20 protein-coding genes, 1 tRNA gene and 1 pseudogene are annotated in these 24,853 nt (G+C 70.0%); 2 read left to right on the top strand and 20 right to left on the bottom strand.

Annotated features, from left to right (window positions below; genetic code table 11):
* Positions 1–79: 79 nt before the first annotated feature.
* Positions 80–1,123, bottom strand: a pseudogene (locus H9X80_RS05495) (branched-chain amino acid aminotransferase); the annotation flags it as partial.
* Between the two features lie 126 nt (positions 1,124–1,249).
* On the opposite strand from H9X80_RS05495, the gene H9X80_RS05490 reads away from it, so the two are divergent.
* Complete coding sequence (locus H9X80_RS05490) at positions 1,250–2,305, top strand: threonine aldolase family protein (RefSeq protein ID WP_204793337.1); 1,056 nt, start codon at positions 1,250–1,252, stop codon at positions 2,303–2,305.
* Between the two features lie 293 nt (positions 2,306–2,598).
* On the opposite strand, the gene H9X80_RS05485 is transcribed toward H9X80_RS05490, so the two are convergent.
* The 14 genes from H9X80_RS05485 to H9X80_RS05420 form a co-directional block, all read right to left on the bottom strand.
* The gene (locus H9X80_RS05485) at positions 2,599–3,237 is read right to left on the bottom strand and encodes an HAD family hydrolase (protein WP_204793336.1); all 639 of its coding nucleotides are present in this window, start codon (positions 3,235–3,237) and stop codon (positions 2,599–2,601) included.
* 604 nt (positions 3,238–3,841) lie between these two features.
* Positions 3,842–4,981, bottom strand: a complete 1,140-nt coding sequence (locus H9X80_RS05480; RefSeq protein WP_204793335.1) for an aldo/keto reductase — start codon at positions 4,979–4,981, stop codon at positions 3,842–3,844.
* A gap of 278 nt (positions 4,982–5,259) precedes the next feature.
* On the bottom strand, positions 5,260–5,886 hold the full coding sequence (locus tag H9X80_RS05475; RefSeq protein WP_204793334.1) for a DUF47 domain-containing protein: 627 nt from the start codon (positions 5,884–5,886) through the stop codon (positions 5,260–5,262).
* Between the two features lie 121 nt (positions 5,887–6,007).
* Entirely contained in the window at positions 6,008–7,057 is a 1,050-nt protein-coding gene (locus H9X80_RS05470; RefSeq protein WP_204793333.1) for an inorganic phosphate transporter, read from the bottom strand.
* A gap of 661 nt (positions 7,058–7,718) precedes the next feature.
* Positions 7,719–7,794 (bottom strand) — tRNA-Thr (locus tag H9X80_RS05465).
* Positions 7,795–7,921: 127 nt separating this feature from the next.
* Positions 7,922–9,112: a purine-nucleoside phosphorylase gene (locus H9X80_RS05460; RefSeq protein ID WP_204793332.1), complete on the bottom strand. Its 1,191-nt coding sequence runs from the start codon at positions 9,110–9,112 to the stop codon at positions 7,922–7,924.
* Positions 9,113–9,131: 19 nt separating this feature from the next.
* Positions 9,132–10,085, bottom strand: a complete 954-nt coding sequence (locus H9X80_RS05455; RefSeq protein WP_204793331.1) for a hypothetical protein — start codon at positions 10,083–10,085, stop codon at positions 9,132–9,134.
* 236 nt (positions 10,086–10,321) lie between these two features.
* Complete coding sequence (locus H9X80_RS05450) at positions 10,322–10,885, bottom strand: hypothetical protein (protein WP_204793330.1); 564 nt, start codon at positions 10,883–10,885, stop codon at positions 10,322–10,324.
* Between the two features lie 9 nt (positions 10,886–10,894).
* Positions 10,895–11,677 carry an NYN domain-containing protein gene (locus H9X80_RS05445; protein WP_204793329.1) on the bottom strand — a complete coding sequence of 261 codons (783 nt, stop codon included), beginning with the start codon at positions 11,675–11,677 and terminating at the stop codon, positions 10,895–10,897.
* A gap of 137 nt (positions 11,678–11,814) precedes the next feature.
* The gene (locus H9X80_RS05440) at positions 11,815–12,963 is read right to left on the bottom strand and encodes an NAD(P)-dependent oxidoreductase (protein ID WP_204793328.1); all 1,149 of its coding nucleotides are present in this window, start codon (positions 12,961–12,963) and stop codon (positions 11,815–11,817) included.
* 194 nt (positions 12,964–13,157) lie between these two features.
* Complete coding sequence (locus tag H9X80_RS05435; RefSeq protein WP_204793327.1) at positions 13,158–14,303, bottom strand: DegV family protein; 1,146 nt, start codon at positions 14,301–14,303, stop codon at positions 13,158–13,160.
* The gene (gene hpf, locus H9X80_RS05430) at positions 14,296–14,886 is read right to left on the bottom strand and encodes a ribosome hibernation-promoting factor, HPF/YfiA family (RefSeq protein WP_204793326.1); all 591 of its coding nucleotides are present in this window, start codon (positions 14,884–14,886) and stop codon (positions 14,296–14,298) included. The genes H9X80_RS05435 and hpf overlap by 8 nt, the downstream gene beginning before the upstream one ends.
* A 122-nt stretch (positions 14,887–15,008) precedes the next feature.
* Positions 15,009–16,034 carry a substrate-binding periplasmic protein gene (locus tag H9X80_RS05425; protein ID WP_204793325.1) on the bottom strand — a complete coding sequence of 342 codons (1,026 nt, stop codon included), beginning with the start codon at positions 16,032–16,034 and terminating at the stop codon, positions 15,009–15,011.
* Between the two features lie 646 nt (positions 16,035–16,680).
* Entirely contained in the window at positions 16,681–17,442 is a 762-nt protein-coding gene (locus H9X80_RS05420; RefSeq protein WP_204793324.1) for a ComF family protein, read from the bottom strand.
* A 137-nt stretch (positions 17,443–17,579) separates the two neighbouring features.
* On the opposite strand from H9X80_RS05420, the gene H9X80_RS05415 reads away from it, so the two are divergent.
* On the top strand, positions 17,580–18,116 hold the full coding sequence (locus tag H9X80_RS05415) for a hypothetical protein (RefSeq protein ID WP_204793323.1): 537 nt from the start codon (positions 17,580–17,582) through the stop codon (positions 18,114–18,116).
* A 478-nt stretch (positions 18,117–18,594) separates the two neighbouring features.
* Here the strand turns inward: H9X80_RS05415 and H9X80_RS05410 are convergent, their stop codons facing one another.
* The 5 genes from H9X80_RS05410 to H9X80_RS05390 all read right to left on the bottom strand — a co-directional run bounded on the left by H9X80_RS05410 (position 18,595) and on the right by H9X80_RS05390 (position 24,708).
* Positions 18,595–19,608, bottom strand: coding sequence for a TatD family hydrolase (locus tag H9X80_RS05410; RefSeq protein WP_204793322.1), 1,014 nt, complete (start codon positions 19,606–19,608; stop codon positions 18,595–18,597).
* Complete coding sequence (gene rsmA / locus H9X80_RS05405) at positions 19,601–20,629, bottom strand: 16S rRNA (adenine(1518)-N(6)/adenine(1519)-N(6))-dimethyltransferase RsmA (RefSeq protein ID WP_204793321.1); 1,029 nt, start codon at positions 20,627–20,629, stop codon at positions 19,601–19,603. The genes H9X80_RS05410 and rsmA overlap by 8 nt, the downstream gene beginning before the upstream one ends.
* Before the next feature lie 6 nt (positions 20,630–20,635).
* The gene (gene metG / locus H9X80_RS05400; protein ID WP_204793320.1) at positions 20,636–22,243 is read right to left on the bottom strand and encodes a methionine--tRNA ligase; all 1,608 of its coding nucleotides are present in this window, start codon (positions 22,241–22,243) and stop codon (positions 20,636–20,638) included.
* A 405-nt stretch (positions 22,244–22,648) separates the two neighbouring features.
* The gene (gene rsmI / locus H9X80_RS05395; protein WP_239471687.1) at positions 22,649–23,494 is read right to left on the bottom strand and encodes a 16S rRNA (cytidine(1402)-2'-O)-methyltransferase; all 846 of its coding nucleotides are present in this window, start codon (positions 23,492–23,494) and stop codon (positions 22,649–22,651) included.
* Positions 23,495–23,664: 170 nt separating this feature from the next.
* Positions 23,665–24,708: a glycoside hydrolase family 5 protein gene (locus tag H9X80_RS05390; protein WP_204793319.1), complete on the bottom strand. Its 1,044-nt coding sequence runs from the start codon at positions 24,706–24,708 to the stop codon at positions 23,665–23,667.
* Between the last annotated feature and the right edge of the window lie 145 nt (positions 24,709–24,853).

Below are 24,853 nucleotides of genomic sequence, written 5' to 3'. Positions count from 1 at the left end.
AGTTCCGCGTAGCGCACTCTCGCGTGAAGTCCCGACGAGCGGCCGGGGGCAGCACCCGCGCGATGAACGTTCTTCTCGCCTAGCAGATCTTGACGACCCAGCCCTCCGGGCCCTCGATCTCGCCGTCTTGGATGCCGGTGAGGGTCTCGCGGAGCTTGGCCATCACGGGGCCGACGTGCTCCATGCCGCCCTCGCCGAAGACGACCTCGGTGTCGCCGTTGACGACCTTGCCCACCGGGGAGATCACGGCCGCGGTGCCGCACATGCCGCACTCGACGAACGCACCGCTCGCGACCTCCTCGAACTTGACCGGGCGCTCCACCACAGTCATGCCGAGCATCTCACGCGCAACCTGCACCAGGCTGCGGCGGGTGATCGACGGCAGGATGGAGTTGGTGGCGGACTGGGGCACCACGATCGTGCCCTCCTTGTCCACGAACATGAAGTTGGCACCGCCGGACTCCTCCACGTAGGTGTGGGTCTCGGGGTCGAGGAACATGTTGTCGGCGAAGCCCTCGGCGTGGGCCTGGACGCTCGGGTAGAGGCTCATGGCGTAGTTCAGGCCGGCCTTGATGGCGCCGGTGCCGTGGGGCGCGGCGCGGTCGTACTCGGGCACCTTGACGGCCACGGGCTTGACACCGCCCGAGTAGTATGGGCCCACCGGGGTCACGAGGATGCGGAACTGGTACTCGTCGGCGGGCTTGACGCCGATGACCTCGCCGGTGGCCACCATTAACGGGCGGACGTAGAGCGTGGCGCCCGAGCCGAACGGCGGCACCCAGGCCTCGTTGGCCTTGACGACCATCTTGACGGCCTCGACGAACTTGTCCTCCGGGAACGGCGGCATCACGATGCGACGCGCGGAGTCGGCCATGCGGGAGGCGTTGAGGTCCGGGCGGAAGCAGACGATGTCGCCGGACTTGGTGGTGTAGGCCTTGAGGCCCTCGAAGACCTCCTGGCAGTAGTGGAAGATGCCCGCGCACTCGGAGAGCGTGAGGGTGTGGTCGGTGGTGAGGCCGCCCTCCTCCCAGGCGCCGTCATGATAGTTGCAGACGTAGCTGTAGTCGGTGGGCTGGTAGGCAAAGCCCAGGCTGCCCCAGTCGATGTCCTTCTTCTCCATGTGGGTGTCCCCCTCTTGGTCTGGGTTGTGTTGCGCTCACGATAAACCCTGCGCGCCGGGCGGGGGCACCGCTTTGCGCAGGTTTAACATTGGCCGGTCCAAGCCGCCGAGAAGAACCGAGGCACCGCCATGCGCATGTTCCGCAACGACTACTCCGAGGGCGCCGCACCCGAGATCCTGGCCGCGCTCGTGGCAACCAACGACGAGCAGACCGTGGGCTACACCGAGGGCGACCCGCACTGCGAGCGCGCCCGCGAGCTCATCCGTGCCACCTGCGGCCGTGACGACGTGGACGTGGAGTTCTGCATCGGCGGGACCTCGGCCAACGTGATCGGCGTGACGGGCCTCCTCGAAGAGTGGGAGGGTGCCGTCTGCACGCCCGACGCCCACATCAACGTGCACGAGACGGGGGCCGTGGCGGCGTGCGGGCGCACCGTGCTGCCCACCGACGACCGCGACGGCTTCCTCTCCCCGGAGGCCGCCGAGCGCGTCTGGCGCTTCCAGACCTCCACGGGCCGCCACATGACGCGCCCCGGCTGCGTCTACATCTCCGACACCACCGAGATCGGCGGGGTGTGGGACCTGGCTCGCTTTGACGCCATCTGCGACTGGGCGGACTCCCGCGGCCTGCCGGTCTTTCTCGACGGCGCGCGCCTGGGCTCGGCGCTCACCTCGCCGGCCGCCGGCGGCCTCACGCTGGAGCACATCGCCCGCCGCTGCGGGGCCTTCTACCTGGGCGGCACCAAGAACGGCATGCTCATGGGCGAGGCCATGGTCATCGCCGACCCCAAGCTGCGCCGCGCCTTCCCCTACCTCCAGAAGGAGCGCGGCGGTCTTCTGGCCAAGGGGCGCCTGCTGGGCGTGCAGTTCGAGGCGGCCTTCTCGCCGGCGGCGGACGGCGGCGAGGCGCTCTACTGGCACCTGGCCCGCGGCGCCAACGAGCGTGCGCTCCAGCTGCGCGCAGGCATGGTCGAGCTGGGCTTTGAGCCGTACGGGGACTCCGCCTCCAACCAGCAGTTCTTTGTGATGAGCGCCGCGCAGCGCGACGCCTTCGAGGCGGCCTGCGGCTGCGAGACCTTCTACGAGCTCCCCGACGGCCGCGTGGTGGCGCGCTTCGTCTGCTCCTGGGCCACGCAGGCCGCCGACGTGGACGAGCTCCTGGCGCTTGCCTCCACGCTAGCGTAGCAGGCAGCCGCGCGGTTCTTCTCGCTAGGGTACGTACACTGCAGCCCGAGTTCGGCTTAGGGTACGTACACTCCACCCGGCCCACCCACAGGGTACGTACGCTGCCTCCGTAGGGTACGTACACTGCCTGACGTTCTTCTCGACAGTCCGTCCAACGTTTCCGCAGGTAAAAGAGCTGGCGAGAAGGACATCAAAGTCGCAGCAATGTACGTACCCTGCGGATGGGTGTACGTACCCTACCGCGCCGGCGCGCAAATCCCGCCGTCCGGTCGGGTCGCGCGGCTCTTCTCGCCCTAGAGCTCCAGCCCCACGTAGCTGCTGACGACCTCGTCGGCCGACGAGAGGTCCTGCTCCACCGAGCACCCCGCGTAGCCGATGGCATGGCAGCCGGCCGCGTGCGCAGCGGCGATGCCGGTCGGCGAGTCCTCCACCACGAGCGCGTCCACGGCATCCACGCCCAGCAGCTCGAGCGCGCGCAGGTAGGGGTCGGGGTGCGGCTTGCGCCGGGCCACCATGTCGCCGGTCACCACCACGTCAAAGAGGTCAAGGGCGCGCAGCCGGTCGAGCGCCGTGAGCAGGCACCGCGCGACCGTCGTGGAGACGAGCGCCGTGGCCACGCCGCGCGACCGCAGCGACGCCACGAGCTCGCGCGCGCCCGGCTCCAGCGCGAGGTCGGCCTCCGCGTAAGTGCGGTAGCAGCCGTCGCGCTCGCGCTCGTAGTCGTCGATGGTGCCGGTGGCGCCGTAGCGCGCAAGCAGCGGCGGCACGGTCACGCGATCGTCGCCGCCGGCAAGCTCGGCCAGCTCGGCGTCAGTCACGGGCGCGCCCATCGCATGCAGAATGCCGCGGATGAGCGCGAGGTTGTGCCCCTCCGTGTCGCAGAGCGTCCCGTCGAAGTCAAACAGGACCGCCTTGAGGCTGCTGGGCCGCATAGCCCCTCCAAAAGTCCGCCGTCAGTCTGCCGCCAGTGTATCAGAGGCCCGCGCCAAAGGCTTCTGGCGAGAGTGAGAGCTCCGCGCGACGCGCAGCCAAAGCGTGCGGCCGGCCAAAGACGCGCGACCGGCCAAAGCGTGACTTTGCGCGAGTCGACGTCTTGCAACTCGCTCGCAGTCACGCTTCCAGCACCCAAAACGTGACTTTGCACGAGTCAGCGTTTTGCAACTCGCTCGTAGTCACGCTTTGCTGCGCGCTACCGTGACTTTGCGCGAGCCGACAACGGATAACTCACTTGAAGTCACACTTTGCGGCCTCACACCGTGACTTCGCGCGAGCCGGCAAGAGAACTCGCTCGAAGTCACGCTCTTGGCGAGAAGAACGTGACATAGAGCGAGTCAACGCCGTGCAGCTCGCTTGTAGTCACACCTCCGGCACCCAAAGCGTGACTTTGCGCGAGTCAGCATGCGACCGGCGAGAAAAACTCGCCCGAAGTCACGCTTCAAGGCGAAGGCGTGACTTCGGGCGAGCCAAGAAGAGCGCCACTGCGGAACGCGACACGCAGCGCGCGGCACGGACCCCGCGCACCTCACTCGCGAAAGCCTAGCCCGCGAGCCGCTCCGCAAAGTCAGCCAACGTGCCGGGGATGTCGATCTGCTGCGGGCAGACCGCCGCACAGCTCCCGCAGGCGATGCAGGCGCTCGGGCGCTTGTCCTCCGGCAGCGTGCCCACGAACATCGAGGGGATGAAGCCGCCCGATCCGCCGGTCACCATGGCCTCGTTGTACATCTCCAGCAGCTTGGGGATGTCGAGCCCCATCGGGCAGTGCGAGGTGCAGTAGTGGCACGCCGTGCACGGGACGGTGTGCTGCGAGGTCATGCTGGCCACCACCTCGTCAAGAGCGGCGCGCTCGTCGGCCGTGAGCGGGCGCTCCTCGGAGAACGTCTCGACGTTGGCCTTGAGCTGCTCGAAGTCGGACATGCCAGAGAGCGTGACCACGACCTCGGGGACGCCCTGCACGAAGCGGAACGCCCAGGCCACCGGCTCCTCGTCCGGGCGCAGCTCGCGCAGGCGCGCCGCGTCCTTCTCGCCGAGGCGCGCGAGCTTGCCTCCGCGCACCGGCTCCATAACCCACACCGGAATGCCACGGCTCGACAGCAGCTCGACCTTGCCGCGCGCGTTCTGGAACTCCCAGTCCAGGTAGTTGAGCTGGATCTGGCAGAACTCCATCTCGTCGCCGTAGGCGTCGAGGAAGCGCGTCATGCAGGCGATGTCTCCGTGCGCCGAGAAGCCCAGGTGGCGGATGCGGCCCGCGCGCTTCTGCTCCAGCAGGTAGGCGAGGATGCCGTGGTCCGCGTTGAGGTACTCGTCCACGTTCATCTCGCAGACGTTGTGGAAGAGGTAGAAGTCAAAGTAGCCGGCGCCGGTCTTCTCCAGCTGGCGCTCGAAGATCTCGGCCACCTTGTCCATGTTGGAGAGGTCGTAGCCGGGGAACTTGTCGGCCAGGTAGTAGGACTCGCGCGGGTGGCGTGCGAGCGCGCGGCCGAGCACGACCTCCGACTGGCCATCGTGGTAGCCCCAGGCGGTGTCGAAGTAGTCGACGCCGTGCTCGAGCGCGTAGTCCACCATCTCGTTGACGGCGTCCTGGTCCGGCGTGGCATCGTCGCCGTTCACGCACGGCAGGCGCATCGCGCCGAAGCCGAGCCGCGACAGGCTGAGCCCCTTGAAGTCACGATACAGCATGCGGTCCCCTCTCCCTCTCTGTAAGCGACAATGTGTCACTCACAGTATAGCGCGGCGAGAAGCGCGGGCGGGCGCGGGCGTCGCTTACAAAATCGCGTCCGTTGCGTCAACAACCCCCAGCCCCGCAACACCCCGCCCTTTGCGGTAAGAGAAGCCGTACGTTGCGGCCCGCCAAAAGGCCGCCGGGGCTTCTAAGCGAGAGTTTCGCAAAGCGCACTCTCGTGTGAAGTCCCGGCGGCCTTTTGGCGGGCAAACCCCGTAACGAGACGTTCTTCTCGCTAGGCGTCTTTCATGATGATGTCGCGCACGATGCCGGACACGTGGTCGCACGCGTCAAGGCAGAGCTCCATGCGGTCGAAGATCCTGAGCCAGGTGACGGCGTACTTACCGGAGGCGTCCTCCTCGTCGGAGAAGAGGCGGCGCAGCGCCGTCTGGTAGACGGTGTCGCCCTCGTCCTCGATGCTGCCCACGGCCAGCGCCTTCTCCATGACGGCGCGGTCCTTCTTGTAGTCGGGCAGGTGGAAGATCATCTCCTGCATCTCGCGCACGGCGCGCACCGTGAGCTCGGAGATCTGCTCGCCCTCGAGGCGCAGGTCGTTCAGGTTGAAGAGGTCCAGGCGCACGGCCACGCCGTACATCGAGTCCACCACGTCGTCCATCGCGAGCGCCAGGGCGGAGATGTCCTCGCGGTCGATCGGCGTGATGAACGAGGTGTAGAGCTTGGACATGATCGCCTTGACCCGCTCGTCGGCGTTGGACTCAAAGACCTTCATGTGCGGGATGCGGCTCTTGGAGTTGGGGAAGTCGCGGACGATCCCGTTGTACTCCTCCGCCGCCTCCACGATGAGCGCGGCGAACTCCTTGAGCATGGTGTAGAACTCGTCTTCCTTCTTGATGCGGGGCATGTGGTCTCCTTTGCGTAGTGACGAGGGGCGAGAAGTACGTGCGGGGCGCGGGCGCCACGGGACGGGACCGCCTGGTCGCGGACGCCGGAGCCGGCCTAGGCGCTCGGCCGTGCGGGCGCGCCTAGAACAGCACCAGGAACAGGCGCGCGAGGACGTAGCCGATGACGCCGCAGCCGGGGAACGTGAACACCCAGGTGAGCACCATCTCCTTGGCCACCCCCCAGTTGACGGACTTGGGGTCCTTGGCGGCGCCGGCACCCATGATGGCCGCCGTCTTGGTGTGCGTGGTGGAGACGGGAAGGCCCGTCAGCGTCGCGATGAGCAGACTCGCGGTGGCGGAGACGGAGGCGGCAAACCCCTGGTACTTCTCCAGGCGCACCATCTCCATACCTACCTTCTTGATGATCTTCTTGCCGCCCACGGCGGTGCCGATGGCCATGACCGCGGCGCAGAGCACCATGATCCAGAGCGGGAAGCCTCCCATCTCGTCCACCGTCATGTTGAGCGAGAGGGCGATGGCGAGCATCGCGGTGGACATGAACTTCTGGCCGTCCTGCGCGCCATGCATGAGGGCCACGCCCGCCGCGCCCAGCACCTGCATGCGGCCGAAGAAGTTGTTGGCGCGCCGGCGGTCTGCGTTGCGGCAGGCGATGGGGATGACCTTCGAGATCAGCCAGCCCGCCAGAAAGCCGAGAACCGTGGAGAGCACCAGGCCGTAGACGACCTTGACCCACTCGCCCATGTTGACGCCGTCAAGGCCGCCGGAGACCGCCAGCGCGCCGCCGGTGAGGCCGGCGATGAGCGCGTGGCTCTCCGAGGTGGGGATGCCGAAGGCCCAGGCGCCCAGGCCCCACGCCACGATGCCCACCGTGGCCGCGGCCAGCGCGATGAGCGCGGCGTGCGAGTCCCCGCCAAAGTCCACCATGCCCGAGATCGTGTCCGCGACGGCGGTGGAGATGAACGACATGGCCACGAGGCCCACGAAGTTGCAGATGACGGACATGATGATTGCGTGGTCGACGTTGATCGAGCGGGTGCCCACCGGCTCGGCGATGGCGTTTGCGGCGTCGGTGGCGCCGTTGACGAAGATGGTCCCCATCACCAGAAGCATGACGACGATCAGGAACGGGTTGCTCGACAGGACGCCGAGAAACTGCTCAAAGCTAATCAAAGGCGAACTCGCTTCCTTCGCACCGCACAGGCGGCCAATTGTCACAGCTTTGTAAACGCTTGATTAGCATAACGTAAGGAACGCACTCGCACGGGCGAGAAGGACCTCTCAGGGCCCCGTTTGTAAGCTTGCTTACAAACAGCTTACATTACGAATGACACGAGGGACACGAAGGGACCGTCCCTTCGCATCATCCTGCTTTGAAAACGCGGACTGCTGCAGGGCGAACGCCACGGCCACTTTGGAATTCACGCCCGTTGCAGCCAAACCACCCCAAGCCGCTTTGAAAAACGCGACCGTCACGCGAAGGCGAGCGACCCGCGCCGCAACAGCCGTCATTCCCTAAGCGCACGCGAGCCAAAACGCTACAACGAACCCAAATCTGTAAGCGAAGGCGCACCCATCGGTGCAACAGTCTTCAATTCCAAAGCAGGGACGGGCAGCCAAGCCGCAACGCCCGTCATTCCCTAAGCACCCGTACGCCGCGACGGCGCAACATCCGCTGATTCCAAAGCATGGGATTGCATAGGGTTGCATAGGAGTGCATGGCCCGCTCAGCACCCAGCGGGAAGGCGGGCCCGCGACACCGCAGGCTGACCGCGGCTTTCTCAAAGCACGAAAAAGGCCGCCGGGCGAGAAGCCCGACGGCCTGCACTTACGCTGGAGCCAGCTACCAGACTCGAACTGGTGACCCCCGCTTTACGAGAGCGGTGCTCTACCAACTGAGCTAAGCTGGCGTAAGCGGCTAACTACTATACGGTAAGCGACGGTGCCACGCAAGCCCTGTTTTTCTCGCCGGCGAGAAGGACGCCGGCGCCGGCGGCCGGGGCGGCGAGAAGGGCCGCGCAGCCCGCCACGCCCCCTCTACAGCAGGCGCAGCACGCCGCGGACGAGACGCTCGAAGTCCTCGGCGTGGCCCTCGGCCGCCGCGAGCACGCTCTCGTGGGAGACCGCCGGCGCGCCGGACTCGTTGGCCGCGAGCGTGAGCCCGAGCACGTTCATCCCGAGCGCCTTTGCCATGATGACCTCGTTCACCGTGGACATGCCCACGTAGGAGACGCCCAGGGCGCGCAGCGCCGCCACCTCGGCCGGCGTCTCGAAGCACGGCCCCAACACGCCCGCGTAGACGCCCTCCTCCACGGCGACGCCCAGGTCGTCGGCCACCCCGCGCGCGATGGTTCGCAGGTAGGGCGAGTAGGCCTCGTTCATGTCCACGAAGGGGCTCTCCACGTCGCGCAGGCCCTCCCACTCGGCCAGCGGGTTGTGCCCGGTGAGGTTAATCTGGTCCGTGAGGATGCCCAGGCCCACGTGCGCCTGGCCCGGCACCGCGCCCGTAGCGCAGGCAAAGACGATGTCGCGACAGCCCAGGTGGTGAGCGTGGCGCACGAGCGAGGTCACCTCGGCGGCGGAGTAGCCCTGGTAGAGGTGGATGCGGCCGGGATAGACCACCACCGGCACGTCGTCGATGGTGCCCACGGTGGCCTCGAAGCGGTGCCCCGCCACGGGGCGCGCGCCCACGGGGAAGCCATCAATGTCACGGTAGTCGATCCGGCGCACGGGGCGCACGAGCTGGCCCAGGTGCCCCAGCCCGCTTCCCAGCACGATGGCAACAGGGTGCTCGACGCTCGGCTTGCACGCCTTGACGGTGTCCTCGGTGACCACGCAGATCCCCTCCCTCCCGAGCCGCTCGGCAAAGACGCCCTGGCCCGGTATCAGTCTTCCAGAGTAGGTTCCATCGTAGACCAGACCGACGCCGCACGACGGGCTCTTTGCCTTGAGCACGGCCAAAGTGGGCCGCGTGCGGCGCACCGTCGCCAGGCAGCGCTCGGAGCCCCGGGCAAAGTCCTCGGTCACGTCGCGCCCGTCGGCAAGAAACACGCGGCCCTCGCGCTGCTCCGCGGGCGGGCGCGGCACGGGGAGGCCGCTCGCCGTCTCTGGGCAGACGCGGCACACGTCGACCTTGCCCGCCAGCTCGATCACCTCGGTGCAGGGCTTGGCGCCACCGTCATAGCGGACCGGGGCGCCCAGCAGGCAGGAGCTTATCGCCACGCGCATCCTGAGCCCCCTCGCTCCCCTACTCCGCCAGCGACCCGAGCTGGATGGTGGCCTGGGAGAGCAGCGCGTCCGTGTAGGAGTTCCACTCCGTGGAGCGCTGCGCGTAGGCGTTCTGGTAGAGGCTCGACGCCACCGAGTAGGCCGCGCTCGCCGCCGCGTAGGTGGCCGCGTCGTTGGTGATCTCGTAGCTGGAGAGGGTGGCGTAGTAGTCCCCGTCCGTGCGTGCCCAGTCGTTGGCGTCGGCGTCCCACTCGTCGCCGAGAAGGGCAATCACGTAGCTCGCGTAGTCGGCGGTGGGGGTGTCCTCCTGGCCCTCGGCGGGCTCCGCGGGCTGGGTGGGCTGCTCGGGCAGCTCGGTGGTCACCACGCTGTCCTGGAGCTTGCGGACGGTGAGCGTCTCGCGCAGCATGCTCCTCACCGTGTCCGCGTCGACGCCGTAGCTTGCGGCGATGGTGTCGAAGTCGTCCGTGCCGAAGTTGGAGCTCGCAAAGTCCGAGAGCTCGTCGTCGGAGACGGTGATGCCCTGGTCCTCGGCCTGGGCCAGCAGGATCTGGTTCTGCGCGTAGGCCACCACGTCGGAGGCGGCGGGCACGTTGTAGGTACCGTCGTCGTTGGCGCCGAGCGCGGAGCCGTTGGCCTCCTCGAGAACCTCGCGCGCGGTGATGTTGTTGGTGCGGCCCTCGTAGGTGTAGGTTGCCACGGTACTGTCGAGCTCGGCGGCGGAGAGGGTCGTGCGCCCGGCAAGGGAGACGCCGCCGGGCCCTCCCAGCAGGAAGTGCCCCGCGAGCACGCCGATCACCAGGACCGCCACGCACACGGCCACCCAGGCCGGGGTCGGCAGCACGTGGCCGTGGCGCGCGGCGGGCTTTTCCGCGGCCCCGCCGGCCTTGTCCGCGGAGCCCGCCTTGTTCGCGCGCTTCTCGTCGTTCTTCTCGCCAGCGCCCTTGTGCTCAGCAAGACGTGGGTCTGCCATGGGTCCCCCCTCATGGTCGGGCCCGCCGGTCGGCGGGCCGCAGGTACGCAGTCTGTCTGATTCTACGCCGCCGGCCGGCGCGCGCCGCGGGCGGCACAGGGGCCGCACAACGCTCCGACGCGCCTGAAAGCGGGCGGCCCGGAAGGGGCCCGCCACGGCGGCGGACGGACGGGCCCGGCTGCCCGCGCGGCGGCGGGCCCGACCGCCCGCGCACCGCCGCCCCAGCCCGAAGCGCCCTACTTCAGCGCGTCGACGATCTCCTGCGAGAGGGTCTTGACGTAGCCGGAGCCGTTCTCGGCGTCGAACTTCACGCGCGCGCCAAGGGCCTTCTTGGTGGCCTCGGAGGCCGCGCCGCGCGCCACGGAGAGCAGCGCCACGAGCATGTCGCGGTACTCGGCGTCGCCGTGGTAGCACTGGATGGCCTCGTCGAGCAGCGGCCAGGCCTCGTCGGAGCGCTCCGCCGAGCTCGCGGAGAGCCGGCACAGGAAGACGAAGGCCGCCAGGCGCACCGTGGCCGAGCCGTCGTCAAAAAGCGACGCCTCCGCGCCGTCGAAGGCGCCCGTCACACGGTCGGGCTCCACCTCGGCCACGGCCGAGAGGGCGTCGAGCACCTCCCAGCGCGTCTGGGCCTCCGGGCGGTAGAGCGCGTCGACGAGCTCGTCCACGTAGTCGAGCATGATCTGCGGCCGCGCCTTGGCCGCGAGCGCCAGCTGGTGCGCGACCTCCTGGCGGCGCCTCCTGCTTGCGCCCGAGAGCTCCTTCACAAGGCCCGCGATCTGCGAGCTGTCCACATCTGCCATGAGTCCTCCTTACTCGCAGAACCCGTCGACCACGGCGGTGCCGCTCTTGGGGTCCTGGTGAATCTCGATGAAGCCAAGCTTGGACGCCTCGCGCAGAAGCGCCGTGAACGAGCGGTACCCGTAGGTGCCCTCGGCGAACTGCGGGCGCTTGCGCTTCATGGTGTCCTTGAGACGCGAGGCCAGGATGAAGCCGTCGCTCTCGCGCTGCAGGGCGTCGATGGTCTCAAAGAGCAGCTGGTAGCACTCCTGGCGCTCCTTGGGGACCTTGGACGTGAAGTCCGGGATGCCGGCGCCGCGCGTGAGGTCCTCGTAGAAGAGGAACTCGTCGCAGACCTCGGTGAGCAGCGAGCTCGTGGCCTCCTTCATGCCCACGCCGATGACCGTCTTGCCAAACTCCTTGAGCTTGGAGACGAGCGGCGAGAAGTCCGAGTCCCCGGAGAGGATGGCAAAGGTGTCGATGTGGTCCTTGGTCAGGCAGATCTCCATGGCGTCCACCGCCAGGCGGATGTCGGCGGAGTTCTTGCCCGTGTAGGCGCGGTCCGGGATCTCGATGAGCTCGATGCCGAGCTCGTGGAGCGGCGTCACCGCGTCGGAGAAGCGCTGCCAGTCGCAGTAGGCGCGCTTGGCCGTGATGCGGCCCTTGTCCACCAGGCGCTCCAGGATGAGCTTGACGTCGGGCAGCGGGCCCGGCTCCTGGTGGCCGTTGCGCTTGCGCCTCCCGGTGCCGAGCGCCAGGTTCTCGTAGTCGATGAGCACCGCGATGGAGCTCTGGGGGATGTCGTTTTCGTTCAAGGTCGGTGGTTCCTTCTTTCTCCTTCAGGCGGCCAGGCGAGAAGAACCCGCGGGCTGCAGGTCGCTCCTGCGCCGGGGCGTGCGGGCGCCGCTGGGCGCGTGCGGGTGCTAGGGCGTACGCGGGCAGGCCCTCGCGGCTAGCCCTCGTGGTGGCAGTGGCACTCGTGGCCGTCCTCGTGGTGACTGTGACCGCCGCAGCACTCGTGGTCGTCGCCGTGACCGCCGCAGCACTCGTGGTCCTTCTCGCCGGCGTGGTCGTGGCCGCAGTGGCACTCGTGGCCGTCCTCGTGATGGTCGTAGCCGCAGTGGCACTCGTGGCCGTCGCCGTGGTCGTGCCCGCAGCCGCAGCCGTCCTCCTCGTCCTGATCGAGCAGCGACCAGTCGAGCCCGGCGGCGGTGCAGGTGGCCTCGTCGTCGTAGAGCAGGGTGATGGCCTGGGTGCCCATGCGCGCGCCGCCGATCTGGCAGAGCATGTCGAAGAGCGTGAAGGCCGTCTCGGCGCCAGGCAGCGTGATGTCGAGGTCCTCGGAACGCGAGAGCGCGAGCGCGATGTCCTTGCGCAGGTGCTCGGCCATGAAGCCGGGCTTGAAGTCGCCGGCCACCGAGCGCGGCGCCAGGGTCTTTGAAGCGCCGGAGCCGCCCGTGCCGCAGGCGAGCACCTCGAGCATGCGGTCCACGTCGATGCCGGACTGCTCGGCGAGGGCCACGGCGTCGGCGTAGCCCACCATGCAGGAGGCGAGGCTCACCTGGTTGCAGAGCTTGGCCGTCTGGCCGCCGCCCGGCACGTCGAAGTAGAAGCGACGGCTGGAGAAGCACTCCAGCAGCGGCAGCACCGGCGCGGCCTCCTGCTCGGTGACGCCCATGATGAGCGTGAGGGTGCCGTCGACGGCGCCCTGCTCGCCGCCCGTGACCGGACAGTCGAAGGCGTGCTTGTCCTCGACCTCGGCGGCGTCGTGGATGTCGCGCGCGAGCTGCGGGGAGCTCGTGGTGAGGTCGATGAGCCAGGCGCCCTTCCTCGCCGCGCGGATGAGCCCGTCGGTGGCCAGGTAGACGTCCTCGACGTCGCTGGGGTAGCCCACCATCGTGAGCACCACGTCGGCGTCGGCCGCCGCGGCGGCGGGGCTGTCCGCCCAGTGCGCGCCCCGGGCGAGAAGCCCCTCGGCCTTCTCGCGCGTGCGGTTGTGGACCGTGAGGTCGAAGCCGGCGTCCAGGATGTGGCCGCCGATCGGCGCGCCCATGATGCCGGTACCGATGAGGGCGACCTTGCGGATGCGGGTGTGAGTCATGTGTGTGGGGTTCCTTTCTTCCGGGGCCTCGCGCCGGGGCACGGCACGGGGACGGAGGCGTCTGTCACATAGGCTAGCTTACCCCACCTGCCTGTGTGACAGACGCCTCCGTTCCTCACGGCCACGCCCCCTCCGCAGCCTACCTAGTGCGGGCGCGCCCTCGTGGCCGGCCGCGGGCAGGCCTGCGTGCGGGGCTAGCGCTCGCCCCGCACGCGGCGGGCGATCCGGTCGGTGAACGAGAGCGCCTCTCGTCGGTCCTTGCCCCAGAAGACCACGGCCACCATGCCGGGCCCCACGTGGGCGCCGACGACCGGGGAGACCGAGCTGTAGATGATCGGCACGTCGGAGCAGCCGGGCTCCTTGCGAATCTGGTCGGCCAGCCAGCGCGCGTCCTTCTCGGCGTCCGTCGAGACGATGCCGATGGGCAGGCGGTTGTCCCCGCCCTCGGCGCCGAGGTAGTTGGCCTTGAAGTCGGCGATGATGGCGCGCAGGGCCTTCTTGCGGCCGCGGCACAGCCCACGCAGGGTCAGCGCGCCGTTGAGGTCGTAGGAAAGCTCCGGCTTGACGTCGAGCTTGCCTCCCACCTGCGCAGCCGCCGGCGGGATGCGCCCGCCGCGGGCCAGCGCGTCGAAGGACTCCAGGGTGAAGTAGCCCTGTATGTAGTAGCGGGCCTCCTCGGCCCACGCCACGAGCTCCCTGGCGGTGAGCCCGCTGGCCGCCTGGTGCACCGCCTCGATGGCAAGGAGCTCGGCGGCGGCCGACGGGCAGAGGTTGTCCACCACGTAGATCTCAAAGTCCGGGTGGTCCTGTCGCACCATGTCGGCCGCCTGGCGCGCGGTGTCCACGCTCGAGGAGAGGCCACGCGTGAAGGCCAGGTAGACCGTCGGCGTGCCCTCCTGGGCGGCGCGCTCGAAGACCTCCAGGTAGTGACCGGGCGTCACGGCCGAGGTGGTGGCGTACTCGCCGGCGCGCATGCGGCCGTAGAACTCCTGCGGCGTCATGGAGCGCCAGAGGTCGTCGGCGTGCTCCTCCCCGCCCATGACGTAGGAGAAGCTCACCACCTCCACGCCCAGCGCCTCGGCGACCTCCGGCGCGAAGTCCGCGCAGGAGTCCACGATGATGCGCACGTTGGACGCGCGGTGGTAGGCCTTCCCCAGGTGCGCGACCTCCTCGGTGGCCGGGCCGTTGTCGACGGGCTGGGCGGGCGCGGCGGCGGGCGACGATGCGGCTGCCGCGGCGGGCGCGTCAGCCGCGCCCGGGACCGACGCGGGAGCGGCCCCCTCGTCGGGGGCCGCCTCGTGGTTCTTCTCGCTCAGTTCCTGCTGGGTGCTGCTACTCATTCTCTTCCTCGATCTTGGGCTTGATGATTCCGTAGCCGCCGTTCTTACGGTGGTAGATCACGTTGATGAGGCCCGTCGTCGCGTTGGTGAAGACGTAGAAGTCGTGGCCGAGGAGGTCGGTCTGGACGAGCGCCTCCTCCTCCGTCATGGGCACGAGGTCGATGTACTTCTCGCGGACGAGCTGGTCGTCGTCGGTCTCGTCCGGGCCGGGCTCGATGAGGGCGGCGAGGTCCTCCTGGGTGACGGTGCCGCCCTTGGCCTGGGCGACGCGCTGGCGGCGGTCGATGACGCGGGTCTTGTACTTGCGGAGCTGCCGGGTGACCTTGTCGGCGGCCTCGTCGATGGCGGCGTACATGTCGTCGGAGCTGGCAACCACGCGCACCACGTTGTCACGCACGAAGACGGTGACCTCGCATGCCTTGCGCTCGGGGTTGGAGGGGTTCTTGTCCACGCGGAGCACGACGTCGCACGTCATCGGCTTGATGTCGAACACCTTGAGGGCGCTGCCCACCTTCTCCTCCACGTGCTCGCGCAGGGAGTCGGAGACGCTCACCTTACGGCCCGAGATCTTGATGTCCACCATGCGAACCTCCTTCGGTTGACGAGGGGCGCGGCAATGGGACCGGCGCCCTTAGGACACTGATACCCACTTGCGGGCGGGGCAGTCCACGCTCATGGCGGGTCGAGCCTCCCGAACGGGCGCTCCTACTCGGCGGGCGTTGCGTCGGCGTCGTCGGCGGGCGCGTCGGCGGCGGCGTCGTCGGCGGGCGCGTCGGCGGCGGCGTCGTCAGCGCCGTCGGCGGACGCGTCAGCGGGCGCATCGGCAGGCGCGTCCTCGGTGCGCTCGACGAGGCCCGTCACGCGGGACTCGGGCGTGAGGGCCGGCATCGCGCCGAGCCAGCGGGACCGCACGAGGTCGCCCACGCCGTTGGACTGGATAGAGGAGAGCGCGCCCTCCACAGCCGAGGCAAGCGCGTCGTTGGAGACGGCCACGCCCAGGGAGACGGGCTCGTCGAGCGTGCCGGCAAAGACGGTACCGGGATAGGCCGTGGCGAGGTAGGCGCCGGAGAGGGCGTCGCAGACAACGTAGTCGACCTCGCCGGCGTTGAGCGCGTCGAAGGCCTCGTTGAGGTTGGGGTAGGTGGACTCGGCCACGTCAACGGCGTAGCCCTCCAGCATGCTCTGGGAGACCGAGCCGTCCTGCATGCCCACCGTAGCGCCCGTGAGGGCGGAGGCGTCGATCGGCGCGGTGACGTCCTGGCGGGTGAAGAGGGCCGTCGCGCTCTGGGCGTAGGAGCCCACCACCGTGGAGCCGCCGGCGTCGTCGGCGTCGACGCCCATCACCACGTCGCAGCTCTGCTCGAGCCCCGTGGCCACGTCGGCCACCGTGACGAAGCTCACCGAGGGCAGCCCGAGCGCGTCGGCGAGCGCGTGGGCGGTGTCGACGTCGATGCCCGACTGTGTGCCGTCCGCCGCGGTGAAGGCCAGCGGCGCGGTCTCCGTGGCAAGGACGCCCACGGTGAGCGTCTCCGCCTGGCGCAGCGCGTCGGCGGACACCACGGGGCTGAGCGCGTCGCGGCGCGCGGCGCGGGCGTCGGCCACGGACGTGGACGCGAGGAAGTCGTCGAGGTTCACGGGTCCCGCCGAGCACCCAGCGATGCCGGCGGCGGCGAGAAGCGCGACGAAGGTCGTGGCGATGGCGCGGATGCGGCTGCGGATGCTCGTGGGCATAGTTCCTCTTCCCTCGCGTGTCACTCGGTCCGTCTCACCCAGCTGACCTGGTCTTTGCCCCCACACCCGCACACCGGGGACGTCGCTTCCGGCGCCGCGGCGCCTCCACTCTAGCCCCTCTCGCCCGCGAGGCCGGATGCCTCTTGCGTATGACGGGCGGTGCGACTTACCTCTAGGACGAGCCATGATCGCCCGGGCGCGCACGTCCGGGCTTACGTGGATCCCTTTGCCCTCGTCTGGCATGGACTTGGGCGGCTGCCGCCAGGCGACGCCCGCCCGCAACCACAGACCTGGGTCGAGACGCCCACAGTATACCGCGCGGACGCCTCGCGGTGAGGGGAGCCCCGCCCAGACGCACCGGCCGGTCGGCCGCATGCCGGTCGGACAGACGGGGCCACGCCTTCAGGCGGGCGCTCCGCGGCGCCCGCCCCGAGCAGGGTACGTACACCCCGTCGTAGGGTACGTACACCGCCGCAACCCCAGCGTCCTTCTCGCCACCTCACCTAGCTGCGGAAACGTCAGACGGCCCGGCGAGAAGGACGTCGGGGAGTGTACGTACCCTAAAGCGGGGTGTACGTACCCTGCGGGAGGGTGTACGTACCCCCAGACGTGCGGCCAGAGGCGGGACGTGCGGGACAGACCCCGCCTACCACACGCGGGCCAGGACGCAGGCGGTGACGGAGGCGGCGCCGCGGGCGCGCAGGGCGCGCGTCGCCTCGGCGAGGCTCGCGCCGGTGGTGGCCACGTCGTCGACGAGCAGGAGCCGTGCGCCGGAGACGTCGCCCGCCACGCGCACGGTGCCGGCGAGGTTGGCGGCGCGCTCGGAGCGCCCGAGCTCACGCTGGTCGCGAGCCGCCCTGCGCACGAGCACGTCCGCAAGCTGCAGGCCCGCCTCACGTGCCAGCTCACTGCTCACGAGCTCCATGTGGTCGAACCCTCGCCGCACGTAGGCCGCCGAGGTCGCGGGCACGAAGCACACCGCGTCCGTCTCGCCCGGCGAGAAGCGCGGCGCGCCGTCTGCCGCCGGCCACGCCGACGCCTCCTCCAGCGCCGTGAGCATGATTGCCGCCATGACAGGGGAAAGCCGAAGCTCGTGGGCGTCCTTGAGGGCGGTCACCACCCGCGCGGGCGTACCGGAGAACCCGAGCGCCGCCACCGTGGCGCGCGCCGGCCAGGCAAGGGACGGGTCGGGCGTTCGGGTGGTGCCACCGCCGCACTCCGTGCAGGCGAGAAAGCCAAACGGCGCGCCGCAGACCGGGCAGGCCAGCCGCTGCTCAATCCAGGGAAGGCCCGCGCGGCACTCTTCGCAGAGCAGCTCGCCCGGCTGCTCGCACCCGACGCAGCGCGTGGGCCAGAGAACCTCCGCGAGCTCGTCTGCTGCCACGCGGAGCGCACGGCCGATACGCATGCGACCCCCTTTCACTGAGGATGGGGGTCGCTCGGTAGTCGATAGTCTACCACGTCGGCCGGTCGGCTGGCGGCCTGACGGGCAAGCGCGACGCTGGGGCGGCGCACGGGTATCATCCTCGGCAGGGAGGGAGCTGGATGAGAATCGTCACCTGCGACATCACGGACGGGGGCCCGGACCGGCTCGTCATGCACCTGCTCGCGGACCTCTCCGAGGCGCTCGAGGTCTATGCACGCCACTACGGGAACGGGGACGTCCCCGAGCTCGCATGCGCGACCGGCGAGAAGGACCTGCGAGGGGACGTGGCGGTGCTGGGCCTGGCGGCCGGGCGGGACGTGGGCACGGCCGCCCTTCCTGTGGGCACGCGCGTCTATGCCGTGGTCACGACGCCCTCGCTCGACGCGACGACGGCGTCCCCGGCGCTCGCGAGCCTCGAGCGCGCCTGCGCCCAGGCCGACGCCCGCTGGTCGGGAGCGCTGGTGGTGGGTGACGCCGCCTGGCAGCTGCGCTGGGCCGCCTCACCGCGCATGGGCTGGCGCCGGCGCGGCACGTCCGAGGCCGTCGACCGCCTCATCGCCGCAATCCGCTCGGGCGCGGACTTCCCCGTCGAGCAGGCGCGCGCGCCGCTTCCGCGCCGGCTGTGCCTGGCCCTGGGCAGCGGGCCCCGGCGCTAGGGGGTCTCTGCCAGGCGTTCTTCTCGCCCCGCACTCCCCCGCCGAGGCCGCCGTCCGATGCGCGCGACTGGCGGTGCCCTCCAGGTATGCCTGGTCGGTACGCCTGGTCGGTGCACCTGGCGACATCCTCCGGGCGCACTTGGCAACCTTTCTCGGTGCGCCTGGCCTGCACTGAACGCCCCTCCTCACGTGCGCCCTTGACAGCCCCTTCCGAGTGCGCCTGCTCGGTGCACTGAACGCCCTTCCTCAGGTGCACCCGTTAAGTGCACCCGACCACGAGTGCACTTAACGCGATTAGGTCGGTTTTGGGTGCACTTGAGGCGAGAAAGGCGTTCTTCTCGGTGCACTTGAGGAGTGCACCTGAGTTGAGGGTGCTGTGGGGTACACCTGACGGGTGCACTTGGCGAGAAGGACCGGCGAGAAGGACGGGCCGGCGGCGTCCCGAGCGCGAGGCCCCCGGCCCGCAACGCCCGCCCCGCTACAGGTCGAAGAGCGTGCAGGCGTTGCGCCAGAGCGCACGATAGGTGGCGGCGCGGCCCTCGCGGCCGGCTGCCTCGCGCACCTCCGCGACCTTGGCCGCCGTGAACGCGACCATCGCGGGCTCGCACTCCTCGCCGCGCAGGGGCACCGGCGCCATGTAGGGGCTGTCGGTCTCCGTGAGCAGGTAGCGCTCGGGGCAGAACGTGGCCGCCTCGCGAATGTCGTCGGAGCGGCTGAAGGTTGCCGCCCCGCCAAAGGCCACGTGGCAGCCAAGCCGCGTGAAGTCCTCCATCACCTTGAGGCCCGAGGTGAAGCAGTGCAGGTCGCAGCCGCGCTCCGGCACGCCCTCCTCGGCGAGGATCCGCGCGGCGTCCAGGTGCGCTCCACCCCGGACGTCGCCGGCGGCGTCGCGGATGTGGAGCTCCACGGGGAGCCCGAGCTCGTGGGCCAGGCGGAGCTGCCGGCGGAAGGCCTCCTCCTGCACCTGGTAGGGAACCTCGTTGTAGGGGCCGTAGTCCAGCCCGAACTCCCCCACGCCTACGGCCCGGGGGCTGGCGAGAAGCTCGCGCAGCCGCGACATCGCCTCGTCGTCGAGCTGGGCGGCGCCGTAGGGGTGCGCACCCGCCACAATCCGCACGTTGTCCAGCAGGTCGGGCACGTCCCCGAAGCCCTCGAAGGCCGGCGGCACGAAGCCCTGCTCGGCGCACTCGTCCAGGCACGCGCGCGCAAGCTCCACCTGCTCGTCCAGCCAGGAGAGAAACGCGGGCACGCTCGGCCACTTGCGGGGCACGTCGTCCACCGGGTCCACGGGCACCACGAGCAGCCGCACGCCCACGAGCGCGGCGCGGGCCAGGGCGAGCGCCGGGTCGTGCGCGCGGAAGCTCGTGAGGTGGCCGTGGGTGTCCGCGAGCGGCGCGGCCGGCGCGGGCAGGGGGCACGCGCGGCCCTTGCGGTCGTGGAAGAGCTCGCCGTCGGCAAGCGTGAGGTGGTCGAGGGCAACGGGATCAGGCATGGTGTGCTCCCTCGTCAGGCGTGGCCGGGACGTCGGTGGCGGTGGCCGGGGCATCGGTGGCGTTGACGGCGGCCGGGGCGTCAGGGGCGGCAACGGCGGCGGCCGGGCCACCGGACGCGGCACCGGCGCCGCCAGTCGCAGCGCCCTCCGCCCCCTCAAGCGCGACCGCCAGCCGCACGAAGTCCTCCGGCGCGAGCGTCTCCGCGCGGCAGGTCGGCGCGACGCCGCAGGCGGCAAAGGCCGCGTCGAGCGCGCCCTTCTCGAAGCCGGAGGCGGACATCGAGTTTCTGATGGTCTTACGGCGCTGCGCGAACGCGGCGTCGATCACCGTCCCCACGGCGGCCAGGCACGCAGCGGAGAGCGGCTTACCCGTGGCGGGGTCCGTAAGCGGCGCGCGGTCCAGGCGCACCACGGCCGAGTCCACGTGCGGCGGCGGCATGAAGTTGCCCGGCCCCACCTCAAAGCGCCCGGTCACGCGGGCGAGCAGGGCCAGCTTCGCCGTGTAGGCGCCGTAGGTCTTGTTGCCGGGCGCGGCGCAGATGCGGTCCGCCACCTCGGCCTGCACCATCACCACGAGCCGCCGCAGGCTCGCCATCTCCTGGAGGTACTTGAGGATGATCGTGGCGGCCACGTTGTAGGGCAGGTTGGAGACCATGACCTCCGGCGCGCCGCCCGCGGCCTCCACGATCTTCTCGCCGTCCACGGAGAGGGCGTCGCCCATGAGGAAGGCCAGGTTGGGGTGGGCCGCCGCGTGGGCCGAGAGCACCGGCTCCAGCTCGCGGTCGGCCTCCACGGCCACCACGCGCCCGCCCTCGGCCAGAAGCGCCAGCGTGAGCGTGCCGATGCCCGGGCCCACCTCGAGCACGCGCTCGGTGCCCGTGAGCTCGGCGAGGTCCATGATCTTCTCGATGACCGCGTTGCTCACCAGGAAGTTCTGGCCCAGACGGTGCTTGGTGGCCAGCCCGTAGGCCTCGAGCAGCGCACGCGTGGCGCCGGGGCTCGCCAGGGGAGATTCGCCCACGACCGCCTACTTCTTGGTGTCGAGGCGCGGGAAGAGCGCGTCGCCCTTGGTCACGTCCACGCCGCCGGCAAGGCCACCCCAGGCGCAGGCGGCACGCAGGTCGTCGGTGGCCGCCTCCTCCTCGAGGCTCATGCGGCGCAGCACCTCGGCCGAGGTCTTAGGCATGAACGGGGCGAACAGGTGGGCGCAGATGCGGATGGACTCCAGGAGGTCGCGGATGATGCCCGCGAGCTCCCCGGCGCGTGACGGGTCCTTGGCCACGGCCCAGGGCGCGGAGTCCTCGATGTAGTGGTTGGCGGCGTGAACGAGCTCCATCACGGCGTCCTTGGCGCCCACGTAGTCGAAGCGCTCCATGCACGCGGCGTAGCGGTCGTAGATGCCGTCGGCCACGTCGTGCAGGACGCCGCCCTGCTCGGCCCAGCCCTCCGGGGTCTCCGGCGTCTTGCCGTCGAAGTACTTGGCGCTCATGTTGAGCGAGCGGCTGACGAGGTTGCCCCAGCTGTTGGCCAGGTCGGCGTTGTAGACCTGCTCCATGCGCTCGAAGGAGATCGCGGAGTCCTCGCCGTGGGCCACGTCGGTCATGAAGTAGTAGCGGTAGCCCTCCACGCCCAGAAGGTCGATCACGTCCTGCGGCGCGATGGCGTTGCCGCGGGACTTGCTCATCTTCTCGGCCTTGCCGGTCTCGGCGTTGCGGACCGTGAGGAAGCCGTGGGCAAAGACGTGCTCGGGCAGGGCCTCGCCGATGGCCATGAGCATGGCCGGCCAGATCACGCAGTGGAAGCGGATGATGTCCTTGCCCACCACGTGGCACTGCGCGGGCCAGCGACGCGCGAACTCGGCCCTCGAGGCCTCGTCGTCGCGGCCGAAGCCCACGGCCGTGGCGTAGTTGAGCAGCGCGTCGAACCAGACGTAGGTGACGTGCCTCTCGTCAAAGGGCAGCTGGATGCCCCAGTCGAAGGTGGTGCGGGAGACCGAGAGGTCCTGCAGGCCGCCGGCCACGAAGCTGCGCACCTCGTTCATGCGGAAGTCGGGCTGCACGAAGTCGGGGTGCTCGTCGTAGAGCCTGAGCAGCGGCTCCTGGAACGCGGAGAGCTTGAAGAACCAGGACTCCTCCTGGACGCGCTCGAGCGGACGCCCGCAGTCCGGGCAGAGGTGCTCGCCCTTGGTGCCGCGCTCCTCGTCGGCCTTGTTGACCTGCGTCTCGGTGAAGTAGGTCTCCTCCGGCACGCAGTACCAGCCGTCGTAGGAGCCCTTGTAGATGTAGCCGGCCTCGCGCATGCGCTCCCAGAGGTACTGCACCGCGTGGTGCTGGCGCGGCTCGGTGGTGCGGATGAAGTCGTCGTTGGAGATCTCGAGCTCGCGCCAGAGGTCCTTGAAGTGCGGCTCCTGCGAGTCGCACCACTGCTGCGGGGTCATGCCGTGCTCGGCGGCGGCCTCGGCGACCTTCTCGCCGTGCTCGTCCATGCCGGTCAGGAACTTGACGTCGTAGCCGGCCGCGCGACGGAAGCGCGCCTGGACGTCGGTGAGGATGGTGCAGTACGCGGTGCCCAGGTGCGGGTCGGCGTTGACGTAGTAGATGGGGGTGGTGATGAAGTAGGACGGCTTCTCTACCATAGGTCGGCTCCTCATGACGGACGTGCATGCGGAGTCGATTGTACCGCAGAGGGCCCGCACGGCGAGAAGGACGTGCGGGCGGGGGGTGCGCTCGCGGCGGCGCACCGGATTCGGACGGTTTTCTCAACAGGACCGTCCGACAACGGTGCGCGGCCGAGGCGGCGAGAAGGACGTACCGTTTTCGGACGGTTTCCTCTCTCAGAACGTCCGGAAACGGTGCGCGGCTGAGATGACGAGGAGGCCGGCACCGACTCCGGACGGTTTTCTCGTCAGAACCGTCCAGAAACGGTGCGCGGCCCGAAGTGGCGAGAAGGACGCACCAGTTCTGGACGTTTTTCTCGACAAGAACGTCCGGAAACAGTGCGCCGCCGGCGCCGCTGGGAACGGCGCCCGGGCCAATCCGTCTCAGCGGGCCGCTGCGACGACGGCGTCGTAGACCTCGGCGCGGGGCAGGCCGAACGCGCGGGCCAGCCGCTTGGCGAGCGCACTCTTGGGCTCGCCGGCCGCCAGGCCAGCCGCGATCTCCTCCTCCAGCGTGCGTGCGGGCCCGGCCGCGGCCGCCCGGCGGCGCTCCAGCTCGGCGGCGTCCGGCGCCGCGATCACGATCACGCACTCGCCGCGCACCTCGCCGCGGCCCGCCACCTCGGCGGCCAGCGCGGCGGCCTCGCCTCGCACGACCTCCTCATGGACCTTGGTGAGCTCCCGCACCAGTGCCACGCGGCGTCCCGGCATGACCGCGGCCACGTTGGCGAGCGTCTCGGCCACGCGGCGCGGGCTCTCGTAGGCCACGAGCGTCCCCGGCACGAGCGCCAGCTCCTCGAGCCGCGCCCGCTGGGCGCCGGCGCGCCGCGGTAGGAAGCCCTCGAAGAAGAAGTGCTCGCTCGCGAGCCCCGAGGCCACGAGCGCACAGGTCACGGCGCTCGGCCCCGGCACCACCTCCACCCGCAGGCCGGCGTCGAGCGCCGCGTCCACGAGCCGCTGGCCGGGGTCGGAGACGCCCGGCATGCCCGCGTCGGAGACAAAGGCCACGTGCTCGCCGGCCTCGAGGCGCGCCAGCACGCCAGCGACCTTCTCGCCCATGACGTTCTCGTCGCAGCGCTCCAGGCGCGCGTGCAGGCCGAAGGCGCTCATGAGACGCCCCGTGACGCGCGTGTCCTCGCAGAGCACGAGGTCGGCCGCGCCGAGTGTCTCCACCACGCGCGGGGAGGCGTCGCGGAGGTTGCCGATCGGCGTGCCCACCACGGAGAGCAGGCCCGCGGTGCGGGGGCCAGTCGATACGGCGGCAGGACGGGAATCGGTCGACGCGACGGCGGGACGGCTATCCGCCGGGGCATCCGCCGGACGGGGGCCCGCCAGCACGTCCGCGGGGCCGGCACCGGCCGAGGCGCCCGCCGCGGCCTGCAGGTTCTTCTCGCCAGCCGTCACACGATCATCCCGCGCTCGAAGGTGGCAAGGGCCACGCGCGCGTCCCACCCGGCGAGCATGCCGCTCGTCTTCCAGGTGTTGAAGAACCACGCGGGGCACTTCTCGTAGGAGGAGATCTGCTCGGAGGTGTAGACGCGCTCCAGCGCGATGCGGCCCTCGGGCGTCATCTGGGCGTCGGCGATCGGCAGCGAGGACGACCACTTGCCCACCATGACCGGCATGCCGGTGCGACGGGCGTCGGCCACGTGGCGGGCGTGGGCGGCCACGAGCTTGCGGACGCCGGAGGGACCGGAGACGTCCACGTTGGGGACGGTGTGGTCCAGGTGGCAGTCCAGCCAGACGTTGCGGTAGTGGCGCTGCGCCATGAAGCGTCGCCAGTCGGCGGGGACGCCGCCGTCCGGCATGATGACCACGGGGTCGTCCCCCGCGGCGCTGCGCACGAGCTCGTAGGCCTCACGGTAGTAGTTGCGCAGACGGTGGATGGGCACGCCGTCGGTGAGCGTGAGGCCGCGACGGACCTGGGGCACCACGTCGTCGGCGAGCTCGATGCCGAAGAAGCCCACGCGCGAGGCGTAGCGCTTGGACAGGGCAAAGACCACGTCGAGCATGCGCTCGCGCGTGACGTGGCAGTCGGCGTTGTCCGGGGAGACGCCGTTTCCGGAGTGCGGAGCGCCGAGGTTCATGGCCAACGCAAAGACCACCTTGAGTCCAATCTCCTCGGCCCAGTCCAGCGCCTCGTCCACCAGCTCGATACAGCCCACGTAGGGGCCGGGCTCGGGGCCCTGCGCGCCGTAGACGTACCAGGGCACGGGGAGGCGCACGGCGTTGAACCCGCGCGAGGCGATCTTGACGAAGTCCTCGCGCGTGACGAAGTCCTCGCGGTGGGCGCGGACGACGTCGGCGTAGCGCTTGCGGCCGAGGGCGGTGACCAGCGTCTCCTCGTCAAGGGCGCCGGCCTCCGCAAAGAGCTCCGGGGTCACCCACGACTCGAGCGTCAGCCAGCCCGTCAGGTTGACTCCGTGCAGGGAATTGCCGCCCATGACGCACCTCCGCTCCCCGGTTGCTCTCCCTCCAGCCAGTATAGCCGTGCGCCCGGACACTTCCGCCCCGGCGAGAAGAACATCTGGCAGACGGAGTTGTGGGAGGGGTCAGACGCGCGATGGGCGGGCGGGGGCGGCGTCGGGC

Source organism: Olsenella profusa (assembly GCF_016900315.1).
Classification (GTDB): domain Bacteria; phylum Actinomycetota; class Coriobacteriia; order Coriobacteriales; family Atopobiaceae; genus Thermophilibacter; species Thermophilibacter profusus_A.
This window is presented reverse-complemented; position numbering and strand designations above follow the sequence as displayed.

What these genes read in the sequence shown, in the direction of transcription:
- metG (WP_204793320.1), bottom strand. Translation starts at nt 22,243, where the DNA reads ATGGTAGAGAAGCCGTCCTACTTCATCACCACCCCCATCTACTACGTC.
- H9X80_RS05475 (WP_204793334.1), bottom strand. Translation starts at nt 5,886, where the DNA reads ATGCCCCGCATCAAGAAGGAAGACGAGTTCTACACCATGCTCAAGGAG.
- H9X80_RS05425 (WP_204793325.1), bottom strand. Translation starts at nt 16,034, where the DNA reads ATGCCCACGAGCATCCGCAGCCGCATCCGCGCCATCGCCACGACCTTC.
- H9X80_RS05460 (WP_204793332.1), bottom strand. Translation starts at nt 9,112, where the DNA reads ATGCGCGTGGCGATAAGCTCCTGCCTGCTGGGCGCCCCGGTCCGCTAT.
- H9X80_RS05440 (WP_204793328.1), bottom strand. Translation starts at nt 12,963, where the DNA reads ATGACTCACACCCGCATCCGCAAGGTCGCCCTCATCGGTACCGGCATC.
- hpf (WP_204793326.1), bottom strand. Translation starts at nt 14,886, where the DNA reads ATGGTGGACATCAAGATCTCGGGCCGTAAGGTGAGCGTCTCCGACTCC.
- H9X80_RS05420 (WP_204793324.1), bottom strand. Translation starts at nt 17,442, where the DNA reads ATGCGTATCGGCCGTGCGCTCCGCGTGGCAGCAGACGAGCTCGCGGAG.
- H9X80_RS05450 (WP_204793330.1), bottom strand. Translation starts at nt 10,885, where the DNA reads ATGGCAGATGTGGACAGCTCGCAGATCGCGGGCCTTGTGAAGGAGCTC.
- H9X80_RS05410 (WP_204793322.1), bottom strand. Translation starts at nt 19,608, where the DNA reads ATGCCTGATCCCGTTGCCCTCGACCACCTCACGCTTGCCGACGGCGAG.
- H9X80_RS05415 (WP_204793323.1), top strand. Translation starts at nt 17,580, where the DNA reads ATGAGAATCGTCACCTGCGACATCACGGACGGGGGCCCGGACCGGCTC.
- H9X80_RS05390 (WP_204793319.1), bottom strand. Translation starts at nt 24,708, where the DNA reads ATGGGCGGCAATTCCCTGCACGGAGTCAACCTGACGGGCTGGCTGACG.
- H9X80_RS05485 (WP_204793336.1), bottom strand. Translation starts at nt 3,237, where the DNA reads ATGCGGCCCAGCAGCCTCAAGGCGGTCCTGTTTGACTTCGACGGGACG.
- H9X80_RS05480 (WP_204793335.1), bottom strand. Translation starts at nt 4,981, where the DNA reads ATGCTGTATCGTGACTTCAAGGGGCTCAGCCTGTCGCGGCTCGGCTTC.
- H9X80_RS05455 (WP_204793331.1), bottom strand. Translation starts at nt 10,085, where the DNA reads ATGGCAGACCCACGTCTTGCTGAGCACAAGGGCGCTGGCGAGAAGAAC.
- H9X80_RS05490 (WP_204793337.1), top strand. Translation starts at nt 1,250, where the DNA reads ATGCGCATGTTCCGCAACGACTACTCCGAGGGCGCCGCACCCGAGATC.
- H9X80_RS05435 (WP_204793327.1), bottom strand. Translation starts at nt 14,303, where the DNA reads ATGAGTAGCAGCACCCAGCAGGAACTGAGCGAGAAGAACCACGAGGCG.